The following is a 12,456-nucleotide window of genomic DNA, read 5'->3' as shown; positions in this document are numbered from 1 at the left end:
AGGTAGCAGTTCTTAGAGTATAGGTATGTACGGAAGCGAAACGGTAAACTCAGACCATTCTCCCTCATTTGAGGCTACTGTTAGCTTTGAAATCCATCCATTCCCCCTTCCTCAGGGGCCCCGCTTAGCTCTCCGCCATGCACCTTTGTGATGATGTCATAGCTGAGCGAGAGGCCTGATTCCGTCCCTAGATTGGAGAAAATCTTACATTTAAGTAGCCAATTAGGCGGCTCTTGCGCATGATAGCTACAAAGAGGTAAAGCGGTACAGGCAATCTTACACTGCTTTACAGCATTAGACTAGGGCTTGCATCCTGCTAAACCCTTTCTGTTAATCAATTCAACTCTGAGTTGAGCTGTCTTTATTCTTGCTAATTCAGCTTTGCCTTTTCATTCTTTGCAACACTTACAGGGTTCTCTGGAACAGAGGGCTTTAGCACAAAGGCTTTTGCAAACATGCCAACAAAGTTGAACTCATTTTCAGGTACTTTGTTTTCCACAGGTTTCAAAGAACGCAGGTAGGAGATAACTGCCGTCATGTCTTCGTCACTCATGTCTTGTCCCTGCATAAATGGCAGCACGGCTTCTCCGTTACTTTTAATGCCATAGCGAAGCACACGTGCAAGTTCAGCATCTGTCAAACTACCAATACCTGTTTTTGCATCTGGCGTAATGTTGGGGGTATAGAAAGTTCCGAAGGGCGTCTCAACCCTTTTGGCTCCAGCTAAAGAGGGCTCTTCCCCTTTCTGAAGCAGCAGACTTACGTTGTTGTTCGGGCTGTGACAGTGAACACATCCCTTTGTGACCAGCGTGATGTGTTTTCCCTTCTCAATAACAGCCGGATCGGTTGACGCTCTAATGTCTGGATAAGGAGCATCGTAGGTTAAGTGTTGGCGAGACAAAGTGCCGAAGGTTACCCCAACGATGAGGAGTAATAAGATAAGACCTGTCCATTTCAATATGGTACGAAGCATGTTAATTGGTTTTAGTGATGGAAAAAAGTTGATGTTGATGGAATATTCTCTTATTGCTGATGAAAAGGCTTATGTCGTAATGGGCTTGTAGCTTCTGAACAGCAGACAGCCGATAGAAAGGTAAAATACAACTGCAAGTGCAATGGGAGCCTCCTGCTGTGCATACCACACATTACTGTTACTCAATAGAGTATTGAACAAAGGACCTATGATCTTAGCAAGCAGAAGAAATGAGGCAAACACAACAACAGGCGATAGCATAATAGCGGCTGTGCGTAGCAAAAGGCTTCGATGAAGACTCAGGCGGTAACCGATGCCTGTAGAGCCAATCCCCAGCATCAGCAGACCTATTTTCATAAACAATGCTGCTGCACCGGTATTTATAACTTGCCCATTGGTGGCAACAATGACACTAAATTTGATTATCCAGGCGATAGCGCCTCCAATCAAGAGTAAACCTGCTATCTGTGTCCATTTTGAATAAGGCGATTTTAACTGCATGGTTATTGAATTTAGATGTAAAAATTAAATGTGGTTTTGTATAGCTAAAAGCATTCTAGTTGGGGAGGCCAAAGGGCTACTTACCAGCAACCAATACTGAGATTGATGATCTCTGTAAAGGAGGCATGGCAAAAGTACAGCAGCAAGCCCCGCTGTGTCTAACACTCTCGTTACAACTTATGACACGGAGGTAACACAGCTAAAAATGCTGTGTTAAACGATTTTAAGCATTATTAACCCCATTACATTTTGTGACACGATGGTAACAGCAGGAACTGTATGTGCTCTGTAGGGGGAGCATTTTCAGGGAAAGCAAAAATAGTCGGCTTACTGTAGAGACAGGAAAAGTAGATCAGCCTAAGGTGCCGCTTCAGGCGGAGGTACAGAAAAAGAGGAGTTGTACTATAAGAAATCAAACCGAACGCTAAAGCTGTCAGCCTGTGAGAGGTGCTGACTGCTGCGAGGCATACTCATTTGGAAGTACACCAAACTGAGCCCGGAAACACTTAGAGAAATAGGATAGGTTATTGAAACCTACCTGGTAGGCTATTTCGGCAACGTTCCCGGCACGAGCATCCAGCAGGTTTGCAGCTTGCTTTAAGCGCATCACCCGAATAAAATCGCTTGGCGACTGCCCCGTAAGGGCCTTAAGCTTACGGTGCAGGTGCACTCTGCTCAAGCCAATTTCCCGGCTAAACTCGTCTACACTGAAGTCAGCGTCACCCAAGTGTTCCTCCACCACTTGCATTACCTGGCGCAGAAACTTCTCGTCTACAGAGGCAACTATAATTTTGGTTGGCTCCAGGTGTATTTGCTTGCTAAAGTGCTCGCGAAGCCTGCGCCGGTTTTCAAGGAGATTCTGAATGCGACGCTGCAGTTCCGTTGAATCGAATGGCTTTGTCAAATACTCATCGGCCCCTGTTTCCAAACCAGTTAGTTTTGCATCAGTAGAGGCCAGTGCTGTCAGTAGGATGATGGGGATATGGCTGGTGCGAACGTCATTTTTTAGCTGCCCGCACAGTATAAGCCCATCCATCTCGGGCATCATCCAGTCAGAGATGATGAGGTCAGGCATCACTTCCCTCGCTGTTGCCAGTCCCTCAGCTCCATTTATGCTTTCCAGTACGCGGTAACTTCCTTCCAGAGACCTGCGCATGTAGCTGCGTAAGTCACTGTTATCTTCCACAATAAGTAAAAGGGGCGCTTCTTCCTGATGCGGGGCAGCTACAGAAACACTATCAATCGGAAGCTGTGTGAGCTCCGGCGGCAGAACATCATCCGGAATAACATCTAAGCTTTGTTTTGCAGTTACGTTACCTGAAGCAGGTATATGATCAACTGATACAGGGATAAAAGGTAGTTGCAGGATAAAGGCTGCGCCTTTACCAGGATGACTTTCAGCCCACAGCTGGCCCTGGTGTAAAGCTACCAGTTCTTTAGCGAGTGCTAAACCGATACCCGTTCCCTGGGCATCAGGGTAATGTTGCTCTCCCTGGTAAAACCGGTCAAACACTTTACTCAATTGTTCCGGGGCTAATCCATGACCAGAGTCCTGCACTACAACCTGCACCATGGATGGTGTAGGTTGTAGTGCAGCATCTGTAAGTAGCGTTACCTTCAGCTGTACTGTTCCATGGGCAGGTGTAAATTTGAAGGCATTGGACAACAGGTTGTACAGGATTTTCTCCACCTTGTCCCCGTCGAAGCGGCACAGCAGGGCATCATCGGGAAGCACTAAGCTGAACTCGATGTGTTGGTGGTCTGCCAGGGAAGAAAAGGAGGCGTGTACGAGGCGCAGCAATTGCTTTAGGTCCCCATCCTGTGGCTCGAGCAGCATGCGGCAGGATTCAACCTTAGACAAGTCGAGGAGCTGGTTGATGAGCTGTAAAAGCCGCTTTGCATTACGTGACATCACCTTCAGGTCCGAAACAGGTATAGGTACATCCGTTTGCTCTGAAGCAGAAGCTTTATAGGATAGCCTATCAAGCAGGTTGTTGAGGATAATGGTAAGGGGTGTCCTGAATTCGTGGGAAATGTTGGCAAAGAAGCGTGACTTTACCTGGTCCAGCTCCCGAAGTTTCTCCGTCTGGGCTGCAAGGGCATCGGCTTGCTGGCTCAACTGCTCATTTTTTGTAGCTACTTCTTTCGTACGCAGTTCTATAAGTTTCTCCAGCTGTTCTTTTTCAGACTTTAGCCTGGCGGAGCGCCAACGGACAAGTGCAAACACTGCACCGCCTGCACTTAAGAAGTAAAACAGGTACATGATGGTAGTGCGGTACCATGGGGGCTGTATGGTAAAGGTATAGATTGCTTCTTCCCCTACCTGCCCCTTTGCGTTCAGACTTCTTGCATGTAAGTTATAGGTGCCCTCTGGTACGTGAGCGTATGCTTTAGAAGATTCTTTTGCCCAGGCAGACCAGTCCTCGTCATATCCCTGAAGCCAAAACTGAAACCTGTTTTCTTCGGAGCCATTGTAACTTGGAGCGGCCACCTCAAAGCGAAGAGAGTTATACTGATAGGGCAAGTGCGCAGGAGCAGTTGCACCAGCGTAAAGAACGGAATCAGTTGGTAAGATAATGCGCTCCAGTAGGGTAGGAAAGGGCTCTGCGGTATCTGTTGCTTTTTGTCGGTCCAGGCGAACCAAGCCATCGAGCCCGCCAAACCATACAGCCTCTTGCTCCTGTTCATAAGCAAATTGCCTGAGCGGTGTAGTCGTTCCGCTCAGGTCAAACGCCTGTGCCTTATAGGTACCTCCAGGTTGCTTTCGGACAAGCTTTAACTGCCAGCTTTGCTCCTGGTCTTTTTTTGTCCACAGCCAGACCTCCTCCTCCTTACTATACTCCATTGCCGGAAGCACCACCTCATCTAACAATCCAAACCTGGAAGCCAAATCCTGTACAGGCTCAAACTTGTCAAGGGCTTCTGAGTAGGCATATAATCTTAAATCAGTTTCACCAACCTGGGCAATCAGCTGCTCGCCAACCATGTAAAGCTTTGTTGCTCCTGCCGGAACACCTGCTGCACCTCCATAGTGGCTCGTGGTGGCGCCTTGTATATAAGCTCCTGAAGCAGTACCTGCTTGTTTTTTCGGGAACCGAACGCGGGTGATTCCAGACTTAAGAGGTAACCAAATGTCTCCATTTGGAGATTCAGTTACCTGAAACAGGTTCTCTTCTATGTCGGGAAGTAGCTTCGTTTTCTTCCACTCCTGGCCCACACGCTGAAAGGCATACAGTCCTTTGGAGGCAACATAGATGACAGATGAGTCGATATTACTCCGCTCGATGTCCTGGCAATAATTATCCCATGGATCAGAAGAAATGGGAATGGAGGTGATTTTTCCCTGGTGCTGCTCAAGTAGACCTTGTTCACTCGCTATCAGCAAGGATTTGTTATAAGATTGAAGGGCCCATACACTAAAACTGGGTCCAGCTACTTTGCTGAAGTTTGCAGTGGTGCTAAGGGAGCTTTTTTCATTCAGAACGAACAAGCCGTCTGTCGTGCCTGCATATAGCATTCCCTTGTGTTGTAGCAAGGTGTTGGTCTGGCGGATTAGCCCATTGCGCTCGTTGAAATAAGAAAGCGCAGACTTATAATGTACCCGGCTAAATCCTTTCTCCATGCTGATCCACAACCCACCCTGTCTGTCTGTGCTCAACAGGTAAGCTGTGTTGGTCGCCAAACCACTTTCCTTATTCAGAATAGTTTCGATATGGCCCTTCTGATTAACAACGATCACGCCTCCTTTAAGCGTTGCTAAGGCTATGTTCCCGTCAGATAATAACTTACTGTTAAAAAGGGTATTTTTTTTTAAGTAATCCTGTGCAGGACTCTTAACAAGGGTTACAGACTGACCGTCGAAAAGGTAAAGTACGCTGTTGTTGATGCCCATCAGCCAGTTGTTGCTCTTGAGCGGGTGTATAAAATTAATACGGTTATGAACAAAGAAGGTATCTGCGGAAAACTCCCTTAGTTTGTCATTATGTAGTTCAAACAGCCCTTTGTTATGCAACTGTATATATAGTTTGCCATTTAGCCAGTTTATAAAGCCTAATGCAGTTTCTGCCTTCCATACCTTAAAACGGTTCTTGTGCCAGCGCATCAGGTACTGGTTAGTTTTAAAGAACACACCCTCAGGTGTCACGATAGAAGACCAGACCTCTCCTAAAGGCGGCATATTTTTGGGGAGGTACGGAAGGAGGGACACGAAGCGCGACTGGCCTTTGTCATCGGTCGCTAAGTACCCCAGGTTATCTGTTGCCCCTACGAAGATTCTGCCGGTAGCATCTTTATCCAAAGACCATACAATGCTTTTGCCAGGCACTTTTTTGAATTGCCAATCACTGCCATTGTAAACCAGTATGCCTCCGTGACTCCCGATCAGGATTCTTCCGCTGTTGTCCTGGATAATGGCTGTATGCTCGTAACTGGAGGTTAGGTGAAGGTATTCCTTTGGGTTAAAGTTTTTGATGAAGGGTAGTCCGCTATGGTTGTCTGTTAAAGCTTTGTGCTGAGGGAATACAGCTTGCGCGAAAGTGGATACTGAATTTAGACATTGGAAGAAGACGAGCAACAGACATAGTCTCCACACATTTTCTAACAATAGTTTCTTTGGCTGCATACTTCCACAATCTTTTGAGCCAATAATTTAAAGGAAATCTTCTAAATGTAAATAAGGTAAGTATTTCTTTTTTTGAAGGGTCACGCACCCCCCATTCATTGGCGTTGAAAAAAGGAGGCTGCTCTCTCCTGAAATGTTAGTTGAAGTGAAAAAGTCATGGATAGCCCAAAATTTTTGTTTATATCCATTTTCAGAGTAAGCGGATTGAGGAGTGATGAATTCTCTAGCGTTTCCTTAGCCTCTTTGTTTGAAAAGGACACGGGCAACAGCAAATTGTTTGATTTGTGTCAAGTGATGAGTAGGTGACAAGTTCTTAGTATTATGAATAGAGTCTTCATAGGCTGATTGATAGGTTTACCTAAAGAAATATAGCAAGTGAGGGGCAACATGTGATGGAGACGAAACAGCTGCTGCTGTAGCTCCTTCTGATGGGCAGCTAAAAGGCAAATCTTCTGAGTAAATGGAATAGCAGTAACATTAGTTTCCGAATAGTGTCCGAAGCAAATGAAAAAAGGCCCTCAGCAGCTGCTGAGGGCCTTTATTGTAGACCGAAGGAGTGAATTATCGAACCATATCCACAAAGATTTAGTGGCTGTGGATAAGTATCTGCAGGTAGGAGAGTGGCAATAAATACCCTTTTTTACAATACCAACTGGCTGCCTGTTTATCATAAAAGCTGTTACAAGGCTTATAAGCTTATTTATGTTAAACCGGAAGGGCAGCGGGCATGGCGATGCGGGCAAAGTGTTTCACATGCCTTTGGGGAGGCGTTCGACCGGTAGACAAGCTACAAATGAGCCCAGCAGGTGAGCCAGCGCCGGCAGGATATCAGCAGGTGGAGAAGACGCAGCAGCATCAGCAGGCTCCGGAGCGGGAGCAACAGCGCCGGGGTATCAGGAGGTAGGGAAGAAAGGTGCCAAGTTGTAATACGGCCGTGTTGGTACTGCCGGTTTATGATTATGCCAATTCGGCCGGAATCGGCCGGTTCATCACGGGAGGGTACGTGTACCGGGGGAGTAGCCTTCCGGCCCTGCAGGGTAAATACATTTAAGCCGACTACGTCTCGGGCAATATTTGGGCCCTGAGGCTGCGCCAGGACGGTACCGTAGCCGAAAATGCCCTTTTTTTCTCAACGCCGGTTTTCTGGTTTCTGGCTTCGGGGAAGACCAAAACCAGAAAATCGGTGCTTAGCCACGGGGAGGGCCGCAAAATACACCGTCTGTCCGACATCTTGACGAGTGTGGCGGAGGCAGAGCAGCTAAGCTGGGAGGTTTTTCCTAATCCCGCCCAGAGCAGGCTGACGGTTCGGTGGGGAGAGCTGTCTGCCCGAGGCCCGGCCTCCTAGAAGGTGATAATAGCCTGAGCCAGCCTATGCTTTTCCCCCTTATCCTGCTGTCGCTGGGTTCGAAAGAAGCCACTTTGGATATTTCGGGCTGGCCGAAAGGGTTGTATGTTATTTGCTTGGAGTCGGGAGAAAAACGGCTATGGAAAAGGGTGCTGATCCAGTAACGCCCAAGGAGTTGGGGAGAAAAGAAATGAGCGGCAAAATGTACTAAAGTAGTTTCCTTTAGTATATTTGCTCCCTATAGGCTGAAAAACAGCCTTGCCCTCTGGGCCTTTCGTTGCGGCATGGCTTATTTAAAAAGACTTTCCTCTTTTTTTGCAGAGAAATTTTCTTCGGCGCAGGTTCTCCTCACCGGGTACATCGTGTTTATCATGCTTGGCAGCGGTTTGTTTATGCTGCCCATTTCGAGTGCCGAAGGAGTGGGGCTCTCTTTAGTCGACGCCATATTCACGGCGACTTCCTCCATTTCCGGCACCGGCCTGATTGTGGTGGACACCGGGAGCTATTTTTCCGGGTTCGGCCAGGCCGTCGTCGCCCTTCTAATTCAGATCGGCAACATCGGGTACATGCTCTTTTTTGCGCTGGCGGTGGTGTTTCTGGGCAAGAAGCTGTCCATGGTGAACAAGATCATCATCAAAGAGTCCATCAGCACGGCCCAACTGAACTTGGATCTTTTTATTATAAAGGTTTTTAAGTACACCCTTATCATAGAAGGAGTGGCGGCGGTGCTGCTGACCCTCATTTTCCTGCAGGATTTCCCTTTCCCGGAAGCCCTATGGTTGGGGGTTTTCCATTCCATATCCTCTTTCTGTACGGCTGGTTTTTCACTTTTCCCGGACAGTCTGATTCGGTATAACGACAATGTCCCTTTCGTCTTCATCATCATCATTACCTCCTACCTGGGCTGCTGTGGCTTTTATGTGCTGCACGACGTGTCTTTGCGCCTCAAGTATTTTTTCCGGCTAAAAGACCGGTACCGGCTTTCCGTTCATAGCAAGGTGGTGCTTGTTATCTCGTTTTCGATGATTGCCATCGGGACGGTTGTTCTCTTCCTGGTCGAGAATATCAAGCAAGGGCCTGGGAAAGAGACCCTGCTCACAGCTTTTTTTCAAGCCGCCGCCGCTGCCACTACAGTTGGTTATAACAACATGGACATAGCCGGCTACAGCGATCCCTCCCTGCACGCGATCATTGTGCTGATGTTCATTGGGGCGGCTCCCAGCGGTACGGGAGGCGGTATCAAAATGACCGTGTTTGCCATTATGCTCATTGCGCTCTACACTTTCCTGAACGATAGAAAGCACGTCCACCTGTTCAAGCGCTCGATTCATCCCCGGCGGGTGGCGCGGGCCTTCTCCATCATGCTCATGGCCATTGTCTGGAATTTCTTCGCCATTTTTGCCCTGAGTATCACCGAAGACCTGCCGGCCCTGTTTATTTTGTTTGAATCCGTTTCCGCCTTGGGCAACGGGGGAATGTCGGCAGGAATCACTGACGATCTGTCCTGGGCCGGGAAGGTGGTGCTGACGGCCTCCATGCTGATCGGCCGTGTAGGCCCGCTCATCGTCGGGTACACGCTGCTGCGCAACCGAAACAAAGCCGACTTCCAATATCCGGTAGGGGATGTGCTGATTGTATAATTAGAAATTAGATATTAGAAATGATGGGTTTTGGAAAGGGGAATAATAGTCCGGGAAAAGCCGCTTTTTGATTAACTCTTATTCACTCATTCATCCACTTATTAACTCATTGAATAATGAAGCAGTTTGTTGTCATTGGCATGGGAAGATTTGGCTCTAACTTGGCTAAATCCTTGTATCGGCTCGGAAACCAGGTACTGGCGATCGACTACGATAAGCGCAATATCGAATATATAAAGGACCAAGTGACGGAGGCCATTGTGGCCGATGCCAAAGACCTGAAGTTGTTGTCGCAGGTCATTGACAAAGACGTGGACTCCGTCATCATCGCCACCGGCAACGACATCGAGATGAGCGTTCTGACGACGCTCCACCTTCGCAACATTGGAGTGAAGCACCTGGTGGCGAAAGCAAAAAGCGAGGATCACGGGGAAATCCTAAAAGCCCTGGGCGTGGACGAGGTGATTTTCCCGGAAAAGGATATCGCCAAACGTCTGGCGGAGAAGCTGGACATGACGAACATGATCTTCAACATCCCAATTGCCCACGACTATAGCATCATAGAGGTGAAAACTCCCGCGAATTTTGTGGGGAAGAGCCTAATCGAACTGGACTTGCGGAATAAATACGGGATTAACATCATCGGGATCCGGCCCTTGATCTCAGAAGAACTGCAGGTGGTGCCGAATGGCCAAACCATTATTCCTCCCGATTCCGCGATGACCCTAATTTGCAAAACGGATGAAATCTCCAAATTGCAGCTCCGGTAGGTAATCCCCCGAGTTAACTTAGCCTTTCCGGCTCAGCCCCCTGCCGGGTTCCCTATTTCTGCCTTTGACCTGCCGCCCCCCGACGGCCCTCCCTCCCGGCCATGCCATGTCTGTTCATGGCCCCACCTTCACGGCGATGGAACCGACGATGAAAAAATTGTCCCCTACCGGTCTGGCCCGCCGACCGAAGATGGGATCCGGGCTGGTAAAGCGCCTGGCCTCCAACCGTACCATCACGCCTTCCTGGAGGGTGTAATCCACGTTGGCCGAGACGCCGGTGGTCTTGAACCCGTAAGGAGATTCAGTCGAGATGATCACCCCCTTTTTGTCCTGGTAGTACTCTCCCCTGCAGGCCACCGCCCTCCGCCTTGAGAGGGCCAACCGCCCAATTGCCACCGGACTCAGCCAAAGGTCAAGATCCGGACTCCATTTCGCTTGCTGCTGCACCCCGACATCAAACCCGGTGATCAGGGAAACCTTCGGGGAGAGTTGGAACTGCCCGTAGAGATTGTTGAAATACCGCATTCGCCGGGTCGGGTCCGGATCATCCGTCCCGATGAAGGTGCTCCAGTTGAGGGTGGTGGCAGGGCTGGGGGAATAGGTGACTTGGGTGCCCCGGCTGGGCAGGGAACTGCCGGGTACCCGTTGGTTCCTTTGCCAACTGTTGAGCACCAGAGCCGCCAGCTCCCACTTTTCGCTAGGGCCCCACGAAAGCTTGGCGCCAGCCAGGTGGTAAGGGGAGTTTTCGGCTAAAATGGAACGGGTAAGGGTGGGGTTGTCGGCGGAGACGACACTTTCAAATCCGATGTGGGAGGGGAATATGCCCGCGTCCAGCCAAAGGGAGTATCAAAGATGATCTGTTAGTGTTCCAAAATACGTGGGTGGCTGTTGCACAACTCAGCTTTTAGCATAACTTCCAAGCAGCCTTTATTGGGAATAAGCATACAATGCTCTTTTCTTTCATTGTGGGCGTAAGCCAATAGCTGAAGATAGGAGCATGTCGCTGCTCCCTTTCCATTGCTGTTGCCATGCTGACAGACTTCTTTGGTCTGTTCCTCATGTACTTTCTTATGTTGAAGGCAACGGCAGCCATGAGCATGACCTTATGAGCACCTGATTTTCCCAGCACATTGATGTTGCGCAGGCCATAGTGCTGCACCAGGCTCCCGAAGACCGGCTCCACCGTGCTCTGGCGAAGCTTTTTCATGCGCTTGCCCCGCCTGCTTTGCTGCCGGGCATATGCCCTCAGGTACTGCTCGTCATAGGCGGTCCGGGTGATTTTCCTACACCGAGCCTTTGGTGCACACGTAGGTTTGGACGCGCACTGCCTGCAGTCACCAGGCGCTGCCCAGTAGTTCCTCAGCAGCCTGCCGTCCGCGGTGCGGTCAAAGCCCTTGAACGGGAGCGGCTTTCCCTTGGGGCAGATGTAGCGGTCCTTCCCTTTGTCATAGGGAAAGCCCTCTATCTCGGGCTTGTACATCCCGAACACAGGTATCCAGCCTGTGATGCCCTGCTGCTCGAGCATGAAATAGTTGGATCCGTTGGAGTAGCCGGTATCAGCCAGCAACTCCTGCATGAGCAGCCCATTCTCCCTCAGCCTTCTTTGTACCTGCATCACGAGGGAAGGCAGGTGCTGGCTGTCCCTGCCGTCGGCAAAGTCTGCCCGGATATGGGAGATAACACCTTTGGCCGTATCGACCACCAAGCTGCAGTGATAGTTGAGCTTCCTGGCCTTCCCCGGCTTTACTGATATGCGGGCATCGGGGTCATGTGGGGCGTAGTGTGTCTTGTTGCTGACCAGCTGTGCCTTTTCATGGGTTGAACCCAATGAGGTGAATGTGCCCCTGATATTCTCCTGATGCTTCTCCAGCTTCCTAAGCTGATGGGCGGGAGCTGTGATAAGCTGTGCCGGTTTGCTGTGGCGCTTGCCTGCCTCCTGCTGTTGCACGGACTCCTGGGGCTGCTTTAGCAGCAGGCTGTCCATGGAGGCGTTGGCCTTCACGGGCGCTGAGTCTACGGCCTGTGTGTCGCCCCTGACCATACCCTTCTCCACGCAAAGGCTGAAGACCCTGTCAAAGAGCGACTCGAACAGGGCCTCGGGGTAAAGCTGGCGGGTGCGGGATACGGTGGAGTGCCAGGGCAGGGGCTCGTCAAGCTGGTAATCCAAAAAGTACAAAAGGTCCAGGCGGAGGCTGCAGTGCTCGATAAGCCGGCGATCAGAGGTGATGTTCTCCAGGTAGCCCACCAGGCAGAGCTTGAAGAACACCACCGGGTCAATGCTCTGCTGGCCACACTTACCGTAGTAGCCCCGCGTCAGCTCGGTGAGGAAGCTCAGGTCCAGCTGCTGTTTGAGCCGACGGTAAAAGTTGTGCTCCGGAACGTGCGCCGAGAGCGAGAAGAGCAGCTCCTTCTCATCCCTGAAATTCTTCCTTCCCTGCATAACTACAAGCAATAGGTCATTATCCTTTAACGGCTATCTTCAGCCGGTTGTGCAACAGCCACGTGGGAATGGTGGGATCGTGGAACCTGCAGCGATACCTGCCACTGCAGCCTGTATGGCGTCTCATTTTGCCGTCTTACAAATCAAACTAATGATTTGTTTTAAG

Annotated in this window: 9 protein-coding genes; 4 read left to right on the top strand and 5 right to left on the bottom strand. The window is 49.8% G+C overall.

Translation table 11 applies throughout. From position 1 onward, the window contains the following. Positions 1-370: 370 nt before the first annotated feature. The 3 genes from ACFS7Z_RS21930 to ACFS7Z_RS21920 all read right to left on the bottom strand — a co-directional run bounded on the left by ACFS7Z_RS21930 (position 371) and on the right by ACFS7Z_RS21920 (position 6,095). A complete protein-coding gene (locus ACFS7Z_RS21930; RefSeq protein ID WP_377489584.1) occupies positions 371-973 on the bottom strand; it encodes a c-type cytochrome in 603 nt (200 codons plus the stop codon). Between the two features lie 69 nt (positions 974-1,042). Then, complete coding sequence (locus ACFS7Z_RS21925) at positions 1,043-1,474, bottom strand: hypothetical protein (protein ID WP_377489581.1); 432 nt, start codon at positions 1,472-1,474, stop codon at positions 1,043-1,045. 433 nt (positions 1,475-1,907) lie between these two features. Continuing rightward, complete coding sequence (locus tag ACFS7Z_RS21920; RefSeq protein WP_377489578.1) at positions 1,908-6,095, bottom strand: ATP-binding protein; 4,188 nt, start codon at positions 6,093-6,095, stop codon at positions 1,908-1,910. A 504-nt stretch (positions 6,096-6,599) separates the two neighbouring features. On the opposite strand from ACFS7Z_RS21920, the gene ACFS7Z_RS21915 reads away from it, so the two are divergent. From ACFS7Z_RS21915 to ACFS7Z_RS21900, 4 genes are all read left to right on the top strand, one after another. After that, on the top strand, positions 6,600-6,725 hold the full coding sequence (locus ACFS7Z_RS21915) for a hypothetical protein (RefSeq protein ID WP_377489575.1): 126 nt from the start codon (positions 6,600-6,602) through the stop codon (positions 6,723-6,725). 553 nt (positions 6,726-7,278) lie between these two features. Continuing rightward, complete coding sequence (locus ACFS7Z_RS21910; RefSeq protein WP_377489572.1) at positions 7,279-7,440, top strand: hypothetical protein; 162 nt, start codon at positions 7,279-7,281, stop codon at positions 7,438-7,440. A 284-nt stretch (positions 7,441-7,724) separates the two neighbouring features. Then, on the top strand, positions 7,725-9,080 hold the full coding sequence (locus ACFS7Z_RS21905; RefSeq protein ID WP_377489569.1) for a TrkH family potassium uptake protein: 1,356 nt from the start codon (positions 7,725-7,727) through the stop codon (positions 9,078-9,080). A gap of 116 nt (positions 9,081-9,196) precedes the next feature. Next, the gene (locus ACFS7Z_RS21900; protein ID WP_377489566.1) at positions 9,197-9,850 is read left to right on the top strand and encodes a potassium channel family protein; all 654 of its coding nucleotides are present in this window, start codon (positions 9,197-9,199) and stop codon (positions 9,848-9,850) included. A 114-nt stretch (positions 9,851-9,964) separates the two neighbouring features. On the opposite strand, the gene ACFS7Z_RS21895 is transcribed toward ACFS7Z_RS21900, so the two are convergent. Beyond that, entirely contained in the window at positions 9,965-10,657 is a 693-nt protein-coding gene (locus ACFS7Z_RS21895) for an outer membrane beta-barrel protein (protein WP_377489727.1), read from the bottom strand. A 97-nt stretch (positions 10,658-10,754) separates the two neighbouring features. After that, positions 10,755-12,290, bottom strand: coding sequence for an IS1182 family transposase (locus ACFS7Z_RS21890; RefSeq protein ID WP_377489563.1), 1,536 nt, complete (start codon positions 12,288-12,290; stop codon positions 10,755-10,757). Positions 12,291-12,456: the final 166 nt, after the last annotated feature.

The organism is Pontibacter toksunensis (assembly GCF_042686245.1).
Lineage (GTDB): Bacteria > Bacteroidota > Bacteroidia > Cytophagales > Hymenobacteraceae > Pontibacter > Pontibacter toksunensis.
This window is presented reverse-complemented; position numbering and strand designations above follow the sequence as displayed.